This is a genomic window from Micromonospora sp. CV4 (assembly GCF_003667455.1).
Taxonomy (GTDB): domain Bacteria; phylum Actinomycetota; class Actinomycetes; order Mycobacteriales; family Micromonosporaceae; genus Micromonospora.
The window spans coordinates 33,577-51,490 of the sequence record NZ_RCVI01000226.1; the positions used below are offsets into that span (position 1 = coordinate 33,577).

Genomic DNA, 17,914 nt, shown 5'->3' on the forward strand with positions numbered 1-17,914 from the left:
AGTTGATCTGTTCGCTACATTCCAGACCTGTACAGGCGCGTAACGACGGGCTTCCAGCCATGGCTGGACACGCTCCCCATGCGCACGATCACTTCGTGCTGCCCGGGGGCAACTGTTGTCAGCGTTCCGCACCTCCGCCGAGGGGCTTCTCCGCTATGCCACCGGCGGCACGCTCGCCGATCGCATCACGGAACAGATCGGCCGCAACGTGAGCGCCGCTGAACGCCGGTCCTGGGAGCGCAGTCTCACGGTGCTCGGGCAGGATCTGGCCGACGCGGGCCTGGGTAAGGTCGAGGTACTGGTCGAGTACCAACTGCCGCTCACCAGCAAGCGGATCGACGCGGTGCTTGCGGGCGTGCATCCCGGGACCGCTGAGGACTCCTACGTGGTCGTGGAGCTGAAGCAGTGGTCGCAGGCAGAGTCCTACGAAGGGTCGGACCGGCTCGTCCTTGTCGAGCACGCCCGCGGGCCACGTTTGCATCCCGGCGTGCAGGTCGGCGACTACTGCGAGTACCTGACGGACTTCCTCGGCGTTCTCTCCCACCGACGGAGCCCGATAGTCGGTGCCGTGTACCTACACAACGCCGTGGACCGGGACGTCAATGACCTCTTCCTCCGCCGGCCCACCGAGCAGAGCAGGATCTACACGAAGCAGCGCCGGGGTCAGTTCCTGGACTATCTCCGGACCCACCTGGCTCCCACGTCGGGCGCGGCCGCTGCTGACCGTTTCCTCACCAGTTCCGTCCGCCCGAGCAAGCACCTCCTGTCGTACGCCGCTGCCGAGTTGAAGGACCGGCCGCACTTCACGCTCCTCGACGAGCAGCGTCTGGCGTACGAACTGGTGCTGCACGCGGTGGAAAGGGCGCGCGCCGCCGACCGCAAGTCGGTCGTGGTGGTCGCCGGCGGGCCAGGCAGCGGCAAGAGCGTGATCGCGCTGTCGGTGCTCGGGGAGCTGGCCCGGCAGCAGCGCTCGGTCATGCACGCCACCGGCTCGCGCTCGTTCACGCAAACGCTGCGCAGGTATGCCGGAAAGGGCTCGACCCGCCTGAAGAACCTGTTCGGCTATTTCAACAGCTTCATGGTCGCCGAGCGGAACGGCCTCGACGTGCTGATCTGCGACGAAGCGCACCGAATTCGGGAGACCTCGGTCAACCGCTTCACCCCGAAGGCGACACGAGGCAAGGCCCGGCCGCAGATCGACGAGCTGATCGCGGCAGCGCGGGTCCCGGTATTCCTCCTCGACGAGCACCAGGTGGTCAAGCCGGGTGAGCTCGGCAGCGTCGACGTCATCTCCGCGTACGCGAAACAACTCAACCTAGACGTGGAGGTCGTATCCCTGCACGACCAGTTCCGCTGCGGCGGCAGCGAGGCGTACGAGCAGTGGGTCCTTGACCTGCTCAACCTTGACGGCGGCCAGCCGTCAATCTGGTACGGCGACGGTCGGTTCGAGCTGCGCCTTGCGGAGTCGCCGGAGGAGATGGAGGCGTTCCTGGCGGCCAAACAGGCCGCCGGCCAAACGGCGCGCATGTCGGCGGGCTACTGCTGGCCGTGGAGCGACCCGAGACCCGACGACTCGCTGGTGCGGGACGTGAAGATCGGTGGCTGGGCCCGGCCGTGGAACGTCAAGAGCGACCGCAGCGTCGGCGACGCGCCGGGTAGCGCGTACTGGGCAACCGACTCGAACGGCTTCGGCCAGGTGGGCTGCGTCTACACCGCGCAAGGATTCGAGTACGAGTGGTCGGGCGTCGTCATCGGGCCCGACCTGGTCGCACGCGACGGCCGGCTGGTCACGCAGCGGGCCGAGTCAAAGGACCCGGCGTTCCGGAGCCGGAAGCAGCTCAGCGACTTCGAGGCGGACCGCCTCATCCGCAACACCTACAAGGTGTTGTTGACGCGGGGCATGCGTGGCACCACCCTCTACTCCACCGACGCGGAAACCCGCGACTTCCTGGCTTCGGTGATCCAGGTGAAATACCAAGTGGAGACGATGTACGAACCTGTCATCGCCGACGATGACCAGCCGCAGAGGACGCCTGGTGTCGTTCTCCGGTGAGGGTTAGAGTCTGCCGCGAAAAGGCGGACCGACAGGCTTTCGAACCCGAACATGCCTCCACCGCACGAGTATCTCGTGCAACCGGGGGCAGGACGCGTTGTCGACGACCTTCTACGTCTACGTCGGAATCGATTCTCAAGCGAACTACGAAAAGGGCAAAGCGCAGGGCGTCTGGGGGTGGGAGTCCAGCGTGCTCGACCGCGGCGGGGCTGACGGCTCGGCGAATCGGACCGTGGCTCTCCGCATACGTCCCGACGACTACCTGATTCTGGGGTTCAAGGCACCCGGCGGTCCCCGTGTCGATGACGAGAGGTTCTTTTCGCAAGAGCTGACCGAGGTCCTGATAACTCGGGTAAGGCGTTCGCTCTACCGGTCGGCCGCGAAGGTATGGGAAGACAAGCCGTACCCGGAACGGATCGATCTCGAGGCTCTCCAGACCCTCGACCAAGCGCCGGGATGGCGCCTGGGGCGAGCGGCGATGAGGGCGCTCCGCCTGTCGGGCACCAAACAGGGAGCACCAGTCGCCGGCGACCCGTTGGCCATCGCGGCCTTCGACGAAGGTGCGCACAGCGATCAGGACGACGAACTCGAGTTGGCCGGTGACCTCGACGCCCTGGTCACTGCCGTACGACGACGTGAACAACGTCGCCTACGCATGTTGAAGTTTGGCTCGCTGACAGAGGCGAGATGTGACCTCTGCGGCCGGACATTGCCGGTACGCCTCGTCTCGGCTGCACACATCAAGCGGCGCGCTGACGCGACCAGACGTGAACGACTTAATCCCGACAACATCATGGCCGCTTGTCTGCTCGGCTGCGACGCACTCTTCGAACACGGTCATGTCCATGTCGATCCCACCGGTACGATTCGGGTTGGGCGCCACGTACGGGGTGAACTACTTGCGGCGGCCCGCCATCTCGCTGGTCGCCAATGCCCTGCCTACACGTGGCGCTCGCGTACCTTCTTCGAGGCCCATGCCACGCGGTTCAGCAGACCCGGTGTGGACAGCGCGTGGCCACAGGCCAATTGGGAACTTGCAGCCGACGAGCAAGCAGCGGGACGGCCCTTGCGAGCCGACGGCTGACCGACTCCCCACCTTGCACTGCTAAGGGCTGGCGCCGATTGCCGCACACCTGTCCCGCCACGATCCTCATCCAACGGCGGTCGGGCTGGCACGTGCGTAACGTGCAGGGGTAACCCCCTGACGCGAAGAGGAGACTTCATGTCCAAGCCACCGCTGCCCGAGCCCGCGATCGCCATGCTGCAGAAGCCGAACCCGGCGGTCATGACGACCCTCCAGGCGACTGGTCAGCCGGTGTCCGCCGCCACGTGGTACCTGTGGGAGGACGGCCGGATCCTGGTGAACATGGACGCGAGCCGCCGACGGCTGGACCACATCCGGAACGACCCCCGGGTCTCGCTGACCGTTTTGGACGAGGCGGGCTGGTACACCCACGTCAGCATCATCGGGCACGTCGCCGAGCTGCGCGACGACGAGGATCTCGCGGACATCGACCGGTTGTCCGAGCACTACACGGGCAACGCGTACCCACGGCGGGAGCGTGCTCGGGTCAGCGCCCTGATCGAGATCGACCGCTGGCACGGCTGGGGCGCGCTCAAGGACAACAGCCAGATCGGCTGACCAGTACGAAACGACCCGGCCGGCGGCACCGCCGGCCGGGCCAGCAGGTCAGGGCTGCACGGTGGTGGTGGCCGGTGCGCCGACACGGGTCACCAGGTAGCCGAAGGCCGCCGCGGTGAAGAACATGACGATGCCGTAGACGGCTCCCGGGATCGCCATCTGGGTGCTGTCGAGCAGCGCCGGGCTGAGCGCGATCGTGATGGCCAGGGTGCTGTTGTGGATGCCGATCTCGAACCCGGCGGCGGTCGCGGCGCTGCGGTCGACTCCGGCCAGCCGGGGTACGCCGTATCCGATGGCGAGGCTCAGCAGGTTGAAGGCGAGCACGGCGAGGCCGACGGAGACGAAGTAGTCGGCGATGTTCTCGCGTTCGCCGAGTACGGCGCCGGTGATCACCGCGACGAGGACGACGACGGACAGGATGCGGACCGGGCGGTTCAGGCGTTCGGCGATCCGGGGCACCCGGGCGCGGATCAGCATGCCGATCGCGACGGGGACGAGCACGATGGCGAAGACCTGCAGCACCTTGTCGAACTGCAGGCCGATGCTCCTGCCGTCGGGCAGGAAGTACGCCGCCGACAGGTTCACCAGGATCGGCAGGGTGAACACGGCGAGCACCGAGTTGATGGCGGTGAGAGTGATGTTCAGGGCCACGTGCCCGCCGAAGAGGTGACTGTAGAGGTTGGCCGTGGTGCCGCCGGGGGAAGCGGCCAGCAGCATCATCCCGACGGCCAGCTCCGGTGCCAGGTCGAACGCGAGGACCAGGGCGAAGCAGAGCCCCGGCAGCACCAGCACCTGGCACACCAGCGCGATGACGGCGGCCTTCGGATGGTGGGCCACCCGGCGGAAGTCCGCAATGGTCAGCCCGAGACCCAGGCCGAGCATGATGATGCCGAGGGCGATGGGCAGACCGATCAGGGTCAGGGCTGAGTCCATGGCACAACATCGTTACCACCCGGTAACGCCGCCACAATCCCCCATGTGGCTGGACGGCTCTTGACCCCAGACCGTGATCGCCTTAACTTCATCAATCAGATAAGTGTCTTTACTAATTCCGCTCCATTCCTCGTGGGAGTGCCGATGCGACCATTCCGTCACCGCCGTCTCACCGCCATCGTCGCCCTGGCGGCGATGCTGGTCACCGCAGCACCGCCAACCGCCGCGAGCGCTGCCGACAAGCCCGACCGCCGTGCCGGTTACCACCGGGTCGGCTACTTCACCCAGTGGGGCATCTACGGCCGGGCCTTCCCCGTCAAGAAGCTCGACACCTCCGGGGCGGCGAGCCGCCTCACCCATGTCAACTACGCCTTCGGCAACGTGAGTGAGGACGGACGCTGCTACATCGACGGTGGGCCGGGCGAGGGCGACGCGTGGGCCGACTACCAGCGTCCGGTCCCGGCGGAGGAGAGCGTCGACGGCGTCGCCGACGCCCCGGGTCAGGCGCTCAACGGCAACTTCGGCCAATTGGCCAAGCTGAAGGCCAAGCACCGCGACCTGAAGGTCCTGATCTCGCTGGGCGGGTGGAGCTGGTCGACGTACTTCTCGAACGCCGCCCTGACTGACGCCTCCCGCAAGGCGTTCGTCGCCTCCTGCATCGACCTCTACCTCAAGGGCAACCTGCCGGGCGGTGACGGCGCCGCGGGCGGCCCGGGTGCGGCCGCCGGTGTCTTCGACGGCATCGACCTCGACTGGGAATGGCCGAACTGGGCCGGTGAACCGGGCAACGTCATCCGCCCGGAGGACCGGGAGAACTTCACCAAGCTGCTCGCCGAGTTCCGTCGGCAACTCGACGCGTACGGGCGCACGACCCGCGAGCACTACGCGCTGACCGCCTTCCTGCCGGCCAACCCGGCCACCATGGACGCCGGCTACGAGGGCCGCAAGATCTTCAAGTACCTGGACTTCGCCACCGTGCAGGGGTACGACTTCCACGGCGGCTGGGACGCGGTCACCAACCAGCAGTCCGCGCTGCGCGTACCGGCGGGAGCGCCGGACAACCCGGACTTCTCCGCCGAGGTGGCCATCGACGGCTGGATCGCCCGCGGCGCACCGCGCGACAAGCTGGTCCTGGGCATCCCGTACTACGGTCGCGGCTGGACCGGCGTCACCGGCGGCGGCAACGGCCTGTTCAAGCCGGCCACCGGGCCCGCGCCGGCCACCTTCGAGGCCGGGTACGAGGACTACAAGAAGCTCAAGACCCTGGCCGGCAACGGGTACACCGTGCACCGCGACCTGCGCTCCGGGCACGCCTGGCTGTTCGACGGTACGACGTTCTGGACGTACGACGACCCGGCGGTCGTGCTGCAGAAGACGCTCTACATCCGGCGGGCCGGTCTGGCCGGAGCGATGATCTGGTCGCTGGACGGCGACGACGACAACGCCACGCTGACCAAGACGATCGGCCTCGGGCTGACGACCTGGTAGCCGTACCCCGCCTGCGGTGGTCCCCCGGCCCGTCGCCGACCTCGGTCGGCGGCGGGCCGGCAGGCGCTCAGGGCTCGCTGGTCTCGGGTTGCGCCGCGCGCACCGCCGCCTCGATCAGCGCGGTGACCTGGTCCATGTCCCGTGCCTGGCGTACGTCCAACTCGGCCGACCATCCGTTCGGACGGGTGAGCCGCACCGTCACGTCCTCGCGGCGGTGGGTCAGCCAGTCGGCGATCGCCTGCACCAGCACCATGACGACGCCTGCGCTGTGGACGGCCACGACCAGCCCGTCCGTGGCACCCGCCGGCTCCTGCTCGGGCGGCGGCGGACCGGCGTCGGGTGCGGTGGTCACCTGGCCGCGAAGCCGCTCCTCGGATCGCAGCCACGACGCCAGCGAACGTCGGGCGTCGGCGGACGGAAGATCGGGATACACCGAGATCGTGATCGTCTCCTGAGACGTCAGCACCGTCTCCTCCTTCCGGACGAGGCCACCCGCACACCATCATCCTGCCAGCCGATCCCCCGCCGGGCATCCCATGAAGTCACCGGAGTCGATCCGACCTTGACCCAGGTACCGGTGGTTCATAGGCTCCGGCCACTGCCAGGTTGTTCCCGAGAAGGGAAACACGAGACATGGCCCGATCGATGCGTCCGTCCTGGACGGTCCCTCCGAGGCGGCTGGCGAGCGCCGCCGCGATCACCCTCCTGCTCGGCACGATTCCCCTGCTCAGTGGCACATCCGCCGCGAGCGCCGCCCGGCCCTCCGCCCCCTGCAGCACCGACCCGACGGCGCGTCTGAGCACCGTGCCCACCCCGGAGACCGTGCTCGGCTTTCCGCTCGGGGTGGGTCAGGAGCGGGTCGTCACCAACGACGAGGTCCGGACCTACCTGGGAGCGGTGGACACCGCCTCCGACCGGGTCGTCACCGGCGTGATGGCCACCAGCGTGCTCGGTCAGCCGCTGCCGTACGCGGTGGTGTCCAACGAGCGCAACGTCCGGCCGTCCGCGCTGCGCGAGATCGCCGACGACGTGCGGGACCTGCGCGACCCGCGCCGGACCAGCGCGCGGACGGCCGCGCGGACCGCCAAGGACAGCCCGGCCATCGTCTGGGTGACCGCGAACGTGCACGGCGGCGAGAAGAGCGGCACCGACGCCGCGCTCAAGACGCTGTACGAGCTGGCGGCCGGCCTGTCCTGCGCGGTCGAGCAGCGCAACGACAACCTGGTCACCATCATCGTCCCGACGCAGAACCCGGACGGGCGCGACGCGACCCGGCGGCAGAACGAGTTCGGCTTCGACATGAACCGGGACTGGTTCGCGCGCACCCAGCAGGAGACCGACGGCAAGCTCGAACTCCTGCGCCGGTACCCGCCGCAGGTCTTCATCGACGCGCACGAGATGGGTGGCCGGCAGTACTTCTTCCCGCCCAACGCCGACCCGATCCACCACGAGATCGCCGGCGAGGCGGTCGACTGGATCAACCGGATCGGGGAGGCCAACAAGGCCGGCTTCGGTTACAACGGCGCCTGCGTCGACGACGACAGCACGGAGTGCTACTTCAACTACGACACGTACGACATGTTCTTCATGGGCTACGGCGACACGGTGCCGACCACCGGCTTCGGCGCCGCCGGCATGACGTACGAGAAGGGCAGCGCGTCGGCGGTGGCCGACCGGGTTCAGCAGCAGTTCGACACCCAGTGGGCCACGCTCGGTTGGGCAGCTGCGAACAAGCGCGAGGTGCTGAACGACTACTTCGACATCTGGACCGACGCGCTCGCCCAGGGCAGGGCGGGCACGCTGGAGCCGAACGAGGTGGTCCAGCCCACCAACGAGGTCCAGTTCCCGGTGCCGGACATCAAGATCCGCTCGTACTTCCTGCTGCCCGACCGGCAACTCGCCGACGTCCGCCAGCTCGTCGAGCGGCTGCGCCGGATGGACGTCGAGGTGTACGAGGTGCAGAAACCGACCCGGGTGCCCACCGCGCGGGTCTTCGGCGGCCGGACGGCCACCAACGTGACGGTGCCCAAGGGCGCGTACTGGATCCCGATGGACCAGCCGCAGAAGCACTGGATCCAGGCGATCATGGGCGAGGACCCGTACGTCCCCTTCCCGTACTTCTACGACGTGTCGTCCTGGAGCAACCCGCTGCTGATGGGTGTCTCCACCATCTACACCGGCGACAACGTCCGGCCGAAGGCGCAGCTGGTCCGCACGATCTCCGGCGGCCGCAGCGGCCTGGCGTGGCCATGGGGCTCGTACACGTACCCGCTGGACTCGGCGGCGGCCGCGGAGCTCACCTTCACCCTGCTCAAGCGCGGCGTGCCGCTCGTGCGCAACCTGGAGACCAGCACGGTCGCCCTACCGGCGACCAGGCTGAGCCGTACGGTCGACGAGCTGGCCGAGTCGTTCGGGGTGACCCTCACCCCGGGCGGGCGGCCCAGCGGGACCCGACTCGACCTGCCGGACGTGGGGCTGTTCCAGGGCACCGGCATCTCCACCACGTCGGGCTCGCACGGCGAGGCCCGGTACGTGCTCGGCAAGCGGTGGGGCCTGGACCTCACCCCGGTCACCACGGCCGACATCAACGACAACACCGAGGCGTTCACCGGACGCACGGTGCTGCTGGTGCCGGACGGCAGCAGCCCGACCGGCGGCCTCACCGCCGCCGGGCAGGCCAACCTGCGCGACTGGATCGCCCAGGGCCACACCTACATCGGGCTGCGCAACGAGGGCACCCGGATGGCTCGGGCGGCCGGGCTCACCTCCACGACGGAGAAGACCAAGCCGGCCGACTACCTGGTGATCGGCTCGCATCTGCGGGTCGACGTCGACCGGGACAGTCCGGTCGCCCTGGGCCGCCCGGCGGAGGACTTCGAGTTCAACAACAGCGACCCGATCCTCAACCCGAGCACCACCGGGACGAACGTGCTCAGCTACCCGGCGGGGAACACGTTCTGGGCCAACGGCTACACCGTCGGCGCGGACGCGTTGAAGGGCACGTCGGCAGTGGTCGACGAGCCGACCGGCGCCGGTCGGGCGGTGCTGTTCGCGTTCAATCCGCTCTTCCGGGCGTACAACGAAAATGGTCTGCACCTGGTGGCCAACGCGCTGCTCTACCCGGCGGCGACCAGCGCGCCGGACGCCCGGCGCACGCCGGGCATCGACCCGGCGCGCGCCAGCGCCGCGGCCGCGCCGGTGGCGGCGGACCTGGGTGGTGGGTGGCGACCGACCACCATCGAGGTGGCGGCGACGGACCTGCCGCGCACCCGGGCGATCGTGGAGCGGTTCACCGCGGACGCGCGGGCGTCCACGACGGGCGGCTCGGCCTACCTGGTGATCCCGAACCCGGAGGGACTCCAGGCCGACGAGCACCCGTTCCTGGGTGATCTGGTACGCGCCCTGCGTGCTGCCCAGGTGCCGTTGCGGTCCGTGGTGGGCTGACGCCGGACCCGCACAGTGGAGCGCCCGCCCCCGGCGTCGGGGGCGGGCGCTTCGCGCAGCCGCGGTCTCAGCCGCTCGTGCAGCGGATGCCGTTGAGGGTGAACGCGGTGGGCAGCACGTTCGGGCCGCTGTACGCGCCGACGAAGCCGGCGCTCACGCTGCCGCCGGCGGCGATCTGTCGGTTGTCGTCGGTGGGTGTGACCCGCACGGCGGTACCGACCTGCTCCCAGGTGGCGCTCCAGCCGCTGCTCACCTGCTGCCAGGCCGTCGGCCACGTCCAGGTGAGCGTCCAGCCGTTGATCGAGCTCGTGCCGTTGTTGGTGATCTCGACACCGCCGATGTAGCCGTTGCCCCAGTCGCCGCTGGTGGTGAAGCGAACGCCGCACGCGCTGGCGGCCGGGCTGCCGGTGGCGAAGGTGAGCGGCGGTGAGGACCAGGACACCCGACCGGCGGTGTCACGGGCCAGCACGTTGACGGTGTACCTGCTGCCGGGCACCAGGTTGCCGACCGTGAACGAGGTGGACCTCGTCTCGCCCAACTGCTCGCTGATCGCACCGTTCTGTCGGTACACCTCGTACTTGGCGATCGGGCTGCCACCGGATGCGGCCGCCGGCCAGGAGATCGTCGCGGTCCGGTCGGTGACGCCGCCGACCGTGGGCTGGCCCGGCGCCGCGGGCCGCCCGGCGGTCGCGCCGGCCGGGCGCAGCACGAGCGTGGTGAGCGAGTACGGCGGCAGCGTCCGACTGGTCGCGGAGCCGGACTGGCCGGTGGCGATCCCGGCCGCGCCGTTGGTGAGGGTGGAGACCGTCGGCGTGGCGGCGGACGGCGTGAACCCCGCGTAGTCGATGGTGACCGGATGCGCGCTGTCCGGGTCCTTGTTGACCAGCAGCACCGCGAGGTCGCCGTTGGCCCGGCGTACCGCGTGGGCGCTCACCAGCGGCTGGTCGGTGCCGGCGCGGACGAACTGGTTGCCGGGCTGGGCGAAGAGTTTCATCATGGTCAGCGCGTGGTACGGCGCGAACGGTGTGTTCAGCGGCGGCTCGCACACCGAGCCGTCCTCCGTGCAGGCGCCGCTGGAGAGGATGCCGAAGTCCCCGTAGTCGGTCTGGCCCGCCACCTCCGACACCGTGCCGATGCCGTTGTGCACGTTCCACCACTGCACGGTGAAGACGCCGTTCTCCAGCAGCCCGCTGTAGGCGTCGGCCAGGAAGAGCGCCGCCGGCTGGGTGGTCCGGCCCGCGTCGACGTTCAGCTCGGTGAAGCTGATGCCGATGCGCGCGGCGTTCGGGCCGGCGTACCGGGTGATCTGCTCCCGGAGCAGGTAGGCGGCGTCGGGAATGTGGTTGGTCCGGGCCAGTGACTCCGCGGCGGAACCACCCGGATACCAGTGCACGTCCACGAAGTCGATCTTCGGGCCGGCGAGGGAGAGCACCGTCTGGTTCCAGGGGCCCGGGTCGGCGCCGGCGGTGATCCCGTCCGGCCAGTTGCCCGGCATCGTCAGCACCGCGCCGACCTTGATGCTCGGGTCGACCGCCTTCATCGCGTCGGCGTACTCGACGACCAGCCTCGCGTACTGGGTCGCGCTCTTGTCCGGGTGGTCGTCGGCCTCCCAGGCCGATCCGTAGTGGCCGTTGCCGTAGTTCTCGTTGCCGACCGTCCAGTATTTCGCGCCGTAGCCCTTGGTCACGTTGGCGTACCGCACCCAGTCGGCGGCCTCGGCCGGGGTGCCGGTGCCGTAGTTCGCGATGATCATCGGTTCGGCGCCGACCCGCTGGACCGCCGCCATGAAGGTGTCGAAGTCGGTTCCCGGCGCGACGTACCCGCCGGGCGCGGTGTGGTCCTTCCAGTGGTAGATGTCGGCGTACGAACCGCCGGGGTACCGCATCATCCGCACGCCGGCGTCGCGCAGCAGGTCCGACGTCTCGGCGGTGCCGAGGTTCTGGTCCCAGATGGCGTGGTTGACGCCCAGCGCGGTGGCGGGCACGGTCGCCAACCCCGCCCGCGCGTTCACGGTGACGGCGACCGGATCGACTGCCGCGCTGGCGTTCGGGGGGTTGACGCCGCTGAGCGCGCCCACGGCGAGCAGAAGGCTCGTCAGGAGAGCTGTGCGACGGGATCGGGCGGGCCGGGGCCCGCGGGTTTTCGGGTACGGCATGTGGCTGGGCTCCTTAGCGGAGAACGACAGTGAGTCGCCCAGCCCGTCACGCGTCGGTCGCATCAGCAGACGCGGCGGTGGGCAGACTCGTGGACGGACGGCTCCCGGTGTGCCATCTCTGGTGCCACCGTCCCCCGGGAATCCAGCGAGTGATCCCGGCTGCCCATGGACGGGCGTCAGCCCCGCGCGCGGCATGTCATCGACGTTCAAGAGTCTCACGGTCGATTCGACGATCTCAAGGGCCGTCACCGTCAGTGGTCCGGAAGGCTCCGTGTCCGGGCGGGACGGGGGTGGCGCGCGGGCGGGACGGCTGCCACCATCACGGGCATGCCTGTCGCCCGTCGTACCCTGCTCGGGGCCAGCCTGGCCGCCGCAACCTCCGCCGTCGTCGGCTGCGATGACGGGCGCGGATCGGGCGCGGGGTGGACCGGCCGGGGCGATGCGGCGACCGCGACCGGCGCCGCCGGCAACAGGGCAGGGCTCGGCCCATCCGGGAAGCCGTCGGCGGCGTCGCCCTCGGCGGAGTTCGGCGCGGCGGAGGCCGGCACGGCAGAGCACGGCGCGGCCCCGGGTGGCGGCAGCATCCCGGCGAAACAGGCCCGCTACGTGACCGGTCTGCTCCGGCAGCACCTGCCCGCCACGCCGCAGACCTTCCAGCACAGCGGCTTCCCCGGTGCTGTCGCCCTCGTTCAGGTCAACGGCAAGGCGACGGTGCACGCCGCCCTCGGGGAGGCGCTCCGCTACTCGGCCGGCCCGAAGCTCCTCCCGGTCGACAAGCGCGTCCCGATGCGCCCCGACTCCATCTTCGACCTCGCCTCGGTCACCAAGGTCTACACCTCCATCCTCCTCCTGCAACAGGTCGACAAGGGGCGCGTCGACCTCGCCGCCCCCGTCGTGGACTACCTGCCCGCCTTCACCGGCGCCGGCAAGGACCGGGTCACCGTCGAGATGCTGCTCACCCACACCAGCGGCCTCCCGGTCGGCGCCAAGGTCACCGGTCTGCCGGACAACGCGGCACGCTGGAACGCCGTGCTCGCCACCCCACTGGTCTCCGGCGCCGTGCCTGGGGACACGTTCCGCTACTCGAGCGTCGGGCTCATGGTCGCCGGCAAGATCGTGGAGAAGGTCACCGGCCAACTCCTCGACCAGGCCCTCAGGTCCACCATCACCGGGCCCCTCGGCCTGCAGGACACCGGCTTCAATCCCAACACCTGGCTGTCCAACGACGCCAAGGCCACCCGCCTGGTCGCCACCGACGCCCGCTCCTCCCGCGGCCTGCTCCGCGGCACCGTCCACGACGACGTCGCCAACCACCTGGGCGGCGTCGCCGGTCACGCCGGCATCTTCGCCAGTGCCACCGACCTGGCCGCCATCGGCGAACTCCTGCTCAACGGCGGCACCTATCAGGGCAAGCGCATCCTCGCCGCCGCCACCGTTCAACGGATGCTCACCGACCACAACGCCGGCAAGCCCGCCATCGACCCCGAGCGTCCCAACCGCACCGCCGCTCACGGCCTCGGTGTCGTCCTCAACCAACCCTGGTTCATGGGCAGGCTCGCCTCCCCGCGAACCTTCGGCCACACCGGCTTCGCCGGCCCCTCACTCCTGGTCGACCCCAACCGCAAACTCGTCCTCGCGCTGCTCACCAACCGGGCCCACCCCAACTGGAGCTGGGCGGACCCCGACCCGGTACGCGCCGCCCTCGGCGACGTCCTCGCCAAGCTCCTCTGAGGGCCGCCCGCCACAGCGGCGGGCCGGCCGAGCGGGGATAATCTCGCCGCATGCGGGGACGAATCGGTGCGGTCCGACGGTGGTACGGGAAGCGCAGGAGGGCAGTACGCCGCCACCTCCTCCTCGCGCTGGTCGCTGGTGTGGTGCTCCTGAGTGGCGGGACCGTGGCCAGCGTGGCGTGGGTTCGCGGTGACGCGGACGGCCACATCTACAGCGAGGCCGGCGTGCCGGACGCGCCGATCGCCCTGGTCCTGGGCACGAAGGTGGACGCGGACGGCGAGCCGTCCGCGTTCCTCGCCGCCCGGCTGGAGATCGCCCGGCGGCTGTTCGACGCCGGCAGGGTCCGGGCGATCCTGGTGTCCGGCGACAACATGAACGCCGACTACAACGAACCCGCGGCGATGATGCGCTGGCTGGTCGACCGGGGCGTGCCGGCGCAGCAGGTGGTGCTGGACCACGCCGGCTTCGACACGTACGACTCGTGTGCACGGGCGGAGCGGATCTTCGGGGTGACACGCGCGACCGTGGTGACCCAGGCCTTCCACCTGCCCCGCGCCGTGGCTCTGTGCCGGCGCCTCGGCATCGACGCCAACGGCGTCGGCGACGAGACCATGAAGCGGTACGCCCGGCCGTGGCGGGTCAGCTCCACCCGCGAGTACGGTGCCTGCCTGAAGGCGGCCCTGGACCTGCTCTCCGGCCGTGACCCGGCCCATCTCGGCCGCCGCGAGACCGGCGTCGACGACGCTCTCCGGACCGGCTGACGACGACCGGCTGATGACGATCTGCTGACGACGACAGGTGTCCCGGCCCACTCGGACGCGGCGGCTGCGAGCCGGTGTCCGCGTCAGCGGTGCCGGGGCGCGGCGGCGCTGTCGCGTTCGATGAGGTCGGTGGCGAGTTCGACGCGCGGGCTCTCGATCGTCTCGCCGGCGGCGAGGCGCAGCACGGTACGCGCGGCCAGCATGCCCATCTTGGCCAGAGGTTGGCGAACCGTGGTCAGCGGCGGGGAGCACCACTGGACCTCGGGCAGATCGTCGAAGCCGACCACGCTGATGTCGCCGGGCACCCGTAGGCCACGTTTGCGGACCGCCTCGTAGACGCCGAGCGCCATCTGGTCGCTGGCGGCGAAGATGGCGGTGGGCGGGTCGGGCAGGGACAGCAGCTGCGTACCGGCGGTGTAGCCGGCCTCGTGGTAGAAGTTGCCGGGGCGGATCAGGGCGTCGTCGAGGGCGATGCCGGCGGCGGCGAGAGCGGCGCGGTAGCCGTCCAACCGGGCCCGGCTGCACATCAGGTGCGGTGGACCGGCGATGAAGCCGATGCGTCGGTGGCCGAGGCCGAGCAGGTACTGGTTGGCGCTCAGGCTGCCCGCCCAGTTGGTGGCGCCGATGGTGGGCGCCGCCCGTGGGTCCACGCCGGCGGGGTCGACGATGACCACTGGCAGGTGGAGCCGGCTCAGCTCGGCCTGGAGCGGCGGATTCACCATCGAGGTCACGAAGATGACCCCGTCGGTGGAGCGGGTGCGCATGTTGTCGAGCCACTGTTTGGCCGAGGAGATGCGCCAGTGGATGGCCGAGACGACGGTGCCGACGCCGCTGCTCAGGGCGACGTCCTCGACGCCGCGGATGATCTCCACCGCCCATGGGCTGTCGAGGTCGTTGAAGACCAGGTCGATCAGGGCGGCGTCGGTCCGCTTCGGCGACGAGCGACGGCGGTAGCCGTGCCGGGTCAGCAGTTCCTCGACCCGTTCCCGGGTCTGCGGCGCGACGTCGGAGCGGCCGTTGATGACCCGGGACACCGTGGGTACGGAGACACCGGCCAGCCGCGCGATCATCGCGATGGTGACGTTTCGTCCGATGTCGGAGCCCACGTCCGGCCTCCCTGACTGGTGATCGCGCCCTCGGCGTCACGGCGCATGACGATGGGTGGAAGCTCCGGAACTTTCGATGCCTGACCGATAATGTCGATCGATGGCCGGGACGTTACGAGTTGTTTCCATACTGGTCAAGGCCTTTGCCGCATCCCGAATGGAACCGATCATGGGGTCCTGCTTTCGGAAGGCATCGGCACGTGGACCGAAATTTTCACGCCCACGGCGTGACCTGGGTCGGTCCGCGGCCGGCGGTCGCACGACTCACCTGATGCCGTGCGTCACAAGGGGCGTGGTTGACCGGCCGGATCGGCGCCGATACCGTCGATCCACTATCTGCGGCGACGCGAGGGAAGCCGGTGTGAATCCGGCGCGGTCGCGCCACTGTGAGCGGTCCCCACGGGGTCCGCGAGCCAGGACACTCGGTTGTCCGCAGCCTTGCGATGGGGACGCGTCATCCCCGAGGAGGTTTGCGTATCATGTCCAGCTCCACGTCCAGCCAGCCGTTGGTGCAGCCCGCTGGCAACGTCCGTCTGCTGTGGACGGCCCTGGCCACCGTCGCCGTGCTTCTCCTGCTGGCCTATCTTGTCGCCTTCGACCAGGGGGCGGTCTCCCGTAGCGGGATGTACCTGCACGAGCTGATGCACGACGGTCGGCACCTGCTGGGTGTCCCGTGCCACTGACCACCACCACCGCACCACGGTTCGTCACCGTTCTCGTCCGCGGACTGCTCGCCGGCCTGGTCGCCGGCCTCCTCGCCGGAACGTTCGCCTATGTGGCCGGCGAACCACACGTCGACGCGGCCATCGCGATCGAGGACGCGGCGGCACACGCCGATCCCACCGCCGGTGGGCACCATCACGATGACGCGCTGGTCAGCAGGGACGGGCAGCGTGGCGGTCTGTTCCTGGCCACCAGCCTGTTCGGCGCGGCGATGGGTGGCCTGCTGGCCACCGCGTACGTTCTGCTCTGCCGTCGGCGGCGGGCGTACGACGACGGCCGGTCGGGTCTGCTGCTGGCCGGCGCCGCGCTGCTCGGCGTGGTGATCGTGCCGTTCGTCAAGTACCCGGCGAATCCACCGGCGGTCGGCGACCCGGCCACCATCGACCAGCGCACCGGCACCTACCTGCTGATGGTGGCACTCGGCCTGGTGGCGGTGTGGGCCGGCTCGCTGGGTTACCGGTCGGTCGGCGGCGCGGCGCCACTGTGGCTCCGCGCCGGGGCCGCCGTCGGCGGGTTCCTGCTGGTGACCGGTGTGGCCTACGTCGTGCTGCCGTCCTTCCAGGAGGTCCCGGACGACTTCCCCGCGACCCTGCTGTGGGACTTCCGGCTCGCCTCGCTCGGCACCCAGGTGGTGCTCTGGACGGGGATCGGGCTGCTGTTCGCGGCCCTGATGAACCAGGACGGGCGCCGCAGGGCCGCCACCGCAGCCCCGAGCACGTGACCACCACCCGCCTGCGGCTGGTCGCGCACGGGCACACGGCCGCGCTGCGGCGGGCGACGTTCGGCGGGGGAAACGAGAGCCTGGACGAGGGTGGTCGACGCGCCGCCCTCGCCCGGGCCTCCGCTGGGCGGGACCGGCGGGGCGGCAACGCGGTCTGCCTGTCCAGTCCCGCGCCGGCGGCCATCGAGACCGCGTACGCCCTCGGGCTGACGCCGAGCGCCGAGGCGGCGCTGGCCGACTGCGACCACGGCCACTGGACCGGACGGTCGCTGGAGGCGGTCGGCGCCGAACAGCCTCGGGCGCTGCAAGCATGGCTGTCCGAGGTGGACGCGGCGCCGCACGGGGGCGAGTCGATCGTGGCACTCCGGGACCGGGTCGGCCGCTGGCTGGACGCGCAGCGGGGGCGCGGCGAGCGGATCATCGCCGTCACCCATCCGATCGTGATCCGGGTCGCGGTCGTTCACGCCCTCGACCTGCCGTTGGCGACGTTCCGGCAGCTGGATGTCGAGCCTTTGGCGATGGTCCGGCTCACCGGTCACGGGGCACGGTGGCAGCTACGGCTGAGCGCACCGCGGGCCGACTGAGACGGGCACCGGTCAGGGCGCCTCCCGGCGGGCCGCGGGTCCCCGGGCCAACGACGGCGTGACGCGGGCCCGACCGGCCCGGCGCGGCCCCGATCCGGCGGGTCGGAGCCGGCCACGGGCGACCAGTTCGACGGTGAGGACGACAGCGACGGCCTCGACGGCGAGGAGTCCGACGAGCACGACCAACTGCGTCACACCGGCGGCGAGGGGGCTCGCCCCACCGAGCAGCACCCCGACGAACGCACCCGGAAGGGTCACCAGGCCCACCGTCCGTGTCTGGTCGAGTGCCGGGACCAGCGCCTGCCCGGCCGCCGGACGGCACACCAGCAGCACGGCGTCCCGGGGCAGCAGGCCCAGGGCCAGGCCGGCCTCCACCTCACCGCGCCGGCTGGTCAGCTCGTCCAGCGCACGGCGACCGGCCAGCGAGGTGGCGGTCATCGCCCCGCCGATCAGGATCCCCGCGACCGGAATGATCGCGATGCCACGCGGCGGCACGGGTCTCGCTCGGCTCGGCCACTCCCCCGGCGCGGGGTTGTCGAGGGGCCCTGGCGTCGCCGTCGAACCTCCGGCCAG

15 protein-coding genes and 1 riboswitch are annotated in these 17,914 nt (G+C 70.3%); of the genes, 10 read left to right on the forward strand and 5 right to left on the reverse strand.

Features of this window, described 5'->3' with window-relative positions:
* The first annotated feature begins 115 nt into the window (after nt 1-115).
* From EAD98_RS10155 to EAD98_RS10160, 3 genes are all read left to right on the forward strand, one after another.
* Entirely contained in the window at nt 116-2,053 is a 1,938-nt protein-coding gene (locus EAD98_RS10155; RefSeq protein ID WP_121653804.1) for a DUF2075 domain-containing protein, read from the forward strand.
* A gap of 97 nt (nt 2,054-2,150) precedes the next feature.
* Nucleotides 2,151-3,137, forward strand: a complete 987-nt coding sequence (locus EAD98_RS30675; protein WP_147457362.1) for a hypothetical protein — start codon at nt 2,151-2,153, stop codon at nt 3,135-3,137.
* Nucleotides 3,138-3,275: 138 nt separating this feature from the next.
* A complete protein-coding gene (locus tag EAD98_RS10160; protein WP_121653805.1) occupies nt 3,276-3,695 on the forward strand; it encodes a PPOX class F420-dependent oxidoreductase in 420 nt (139 codons plus the stop codon).
* 48 nt (nt 3,696-3,743) lie between these two features.
* Here the strand turns inward: EAD98_RS10160 and EAD98_RS10165 are convergent, their stop codons facing one another.
* Nucleotides 3,744-4,628 carry a bile acid:sodium symporter family protein gene (locus EAD98_RS10165; protein ID WP_121653806.1) on the reverse strand — a complete coding sequence of 295 codons (885 nt, stop codon included), beginning with the start codon at nt 4,626-4,628 and terminating at the stop codon, nt 3,744-3,746.
* 144 nt (nt 4,629-4,772) lie between these two features.
* On the opposite strand from EAD98_RS10165, the gene EAD98_RS10170 reads away from it, so the two are divergent.
* The gene (locus tag EAD98_RS10170) at nt 4,773-6,116 is read left to right on the forward strand and encodes a glycoside hydrolase family 18 protein (RefSeq protein WP_121653807.1); all 1,344 of its coding nucleotides are present in this window, start codon (nt 4,773-4,775) and stop codon (nt 6,114-6,116) included.
* A gap of 67 nt (nt 6,117-6,183) precedes the next feature.
* On the opposite strand, the gene EAD98_RS10175 is transcribed toward EAD98_RS10170, so the two are convergent.
* Nucleotides 6,184-6,582 (reverse strand): hypothetical protein, encoded by a 399-nt coding sequence (locus EAD98_RS10175; protein WP_121653808.1) that lies wholly within the window; start codon nt 6,580-6,582, stop codon nt 6,184-6,186.
* A 167-nt stretch (nt 6,583-6,749) separates the two neighbouring features.
* On the opposite strand from EAD98_RS10175, the gene EAD98_RS10180 reads away from it, so the two are divergent.
* Nucleotides 6,750-9,560, forward strand: a complete 2,811-nt coding sequence (locus EAD98_RS10180; protein WP_121653809.1) for a M14 family zinc carboxypeptidase — start codon at nt 6,750-6,752, stop codon at nt 9,558-9,560.
* A 67-nt stretch (nt 9,561-9,627) separates the two neighbouring features.
* On the opposite strand, the gene EAD98_RS10185 is transcribed toward EAD98_RS10180, so the two are convergent.
* The gene (locus tag EAD98_RS10185; protein WP_121653810.1) at nt 9,628-11,715 is read right to left on the reverse strand and encodes a cellulose binding domain-containing protein; all 2,088 of its coding nucleotides are present in this window, start codon (nt 11,713-11,715) and stop codon (nt 9,628-9,630) included.
* Nucleotides 11,716-12,042: 327 nt separating this feature from the next.
* Here EAD98_RS10185 and EAD98_RS10190 point away from each other — a divergent pair, with 327 nt between their 5' ends.
* Both EAD98_RS10190 and EAD98_RS10195 read left to right on the forward strand, forming a co-directional pair.
* Nucleotides 12,043-13,446 carry a serine hydrolase gene (locus EAD98_RS10190; RefSeq protein WP_121653811.1) on the forward strand — a complete coding sequence of 468 codons (1,404 nt, stop codon included), beginning with the start codon at nt 12,043-12,045 and terminating at the stop codon, nt 13,444-13,446.
* A gap of 50 nt (nt 13,447-13,496) precedes the next feature.
* Nucleotides 13,497-14,207, forward strand: a complete 711-nt coding sequence (locus tag EAD98_RS10195; RefSeq protein WP_121653812.1) for a vancomycin high temperature exclusion protein — start codon at nt 13,497-13,499, stop codon at nt 14,205-14,207.
* Nucleotides 14,208-14,290: 83 nt separating this feature from the next.
* On the opposite strand, the gene EAD98_RS10200 is transcribed toward EAD98_RS10195, so the two are convergent.
* Nucleotides 14,291-15,313, reverse strand: a complete 1,023-nt coding sequence (locus tag EAD98_RS10200) for a LacI family DNA-binding transcriptional regulator (protein ID WP_121653813.1) — start codon at nt 15,311-15,313, stop codon at nt 14,291-14,293.
* Between the two features lie 299 nt (nt 15,314-15,612).
* A riboswitch (cobalamin riboswitch) is annotated at nt 15,613-15,759 on the forward strand.
* A gap of 33 nt (nt 15,760-15,792) precedes the next feature.
* Here EAD98_RS10200 and EAD98_RS10205 point away from each other — a divergent pair.
* The 3 genes from EAD98_RS10205 to EAD98_RS10215 are packed head-to-tail and all read left to right on the forward strand — an operon-like array spanning nt 15,793 to nt 17,341.
* Nucleotides 15,793-15,996 carry a CbtB-domain containing protein gene (locus EAD98_RS10205; protein ID WP_121653814.1) on the forward strand — a complete coding sequence of 68 codons (204 nt, stop codon included), beginning with the start codon at nt 15,793-15,795 and terminating at the stop codon, nt 15,994-15,996.
* Nucleotides 15,987-16,757, forward strand: coding sequence for a CbtA family protein (locus tag EAD98_RS10210; protein ID WP_121653815.1), 771 nt, complete (start codon nt 15,987-15,989; stop codon nt 16,755-16,757). Before EAD98_RS10205 ends, EAD98_RS10210 begins: the two co-directional genes overlap by 10 nt.
* On the forward strand, nt 16,754-17,341 hold the full coding sequence (locus EAD98_RS10215; protein ID WP_121653816.1) for a histidine phosphatase family protein: 588 nt from the start codon (nt 16,754-16,756) through the stop codon (nt 17,339-17,341). The genes EAD98_RS10210 and EAD98_RS10215 overlap by 4 nt, the downstream gene beginning before the upstream one ends.
* A 12-nt stretch (nt 17,342-17,353) precedes the next feature.
* Here the strand turns inward: EAD98_RS10215 and EAD98_RS10220 are convergent, their stop codons facing one another.
* Nucleotides 17,354-17,836: an ABC transporter permease gene (locus tag EAD98_RS10220; protein ID WP_233583783.1), complete on the reverse strand. Its 483-nt coding sequence runs from the start codon at nt 17,834-17,836 to the stop codon at nt 17,354-17,356.
* Nucleotides 17,837-17,914: the final 78 nt, after the last annotated feature.

Bases quoted from the DNA above. Each gene is read 5' to 3' on its own strand.
- EAD98_RS10190 (WP_121653811.1), top strand. From the start codon at position 12,043: ATGCCTGTCGCCCGTCGTACCCTGCTCGGGGCCAGCCTGGCCGCCGCA.
- EAD98_RS10185 (WP_121653810.1), bottom strand. From the start codon at position 11,715: ATGCCGTACCCGAAAACCCGCGGGCCCCGGCCCGCCCGATCCCGTCGC.
- EAD98_RS10165 (WP_121653806.1), bottom strand. From the start codon at position 4,628: ATGGACTCAGCCCTGACCCTGATCGGTCTGCCCATCGCCCTCGGCATC.
- EAD98_RS10160 (WP_121653805.1), top strand. From the start codon at position 3,276: ATGTCCAAGCCACCGCTGCCCGAGCCCGCGATCGCCATGCTGCAGAAG.
- EAD98_RS10180 (WP_121653809.1), top strand. From the start codon at position 6,750: ATGGCCCGATCGATGCGTCCGTCCTGGACGGTCCCTCCGAGGCGGCTG.
- EAD98_RS10170 (WP_121653807.1), top strand. From the start codon at position 4,773: ATGCGACCATTCCGTCACCGCCGTCTCACCGCCATCGTCGCCCTGGCG.
- EAD98_RS10195 (WP_121653812.1), top strand. From the start codon at position 13,497: ATGCGGGGACGAATCGGTGCGGTCCGACGGTGGTACGGGAAGCGCAGG.
- EAD98_RS10205 (WP_121653814.1), top strand. From the start codon at position 15,793: ATGTCCAGCTCCACGTCCAGCCAGCCGTTGGTGCAGCCCGCTGGCAAC.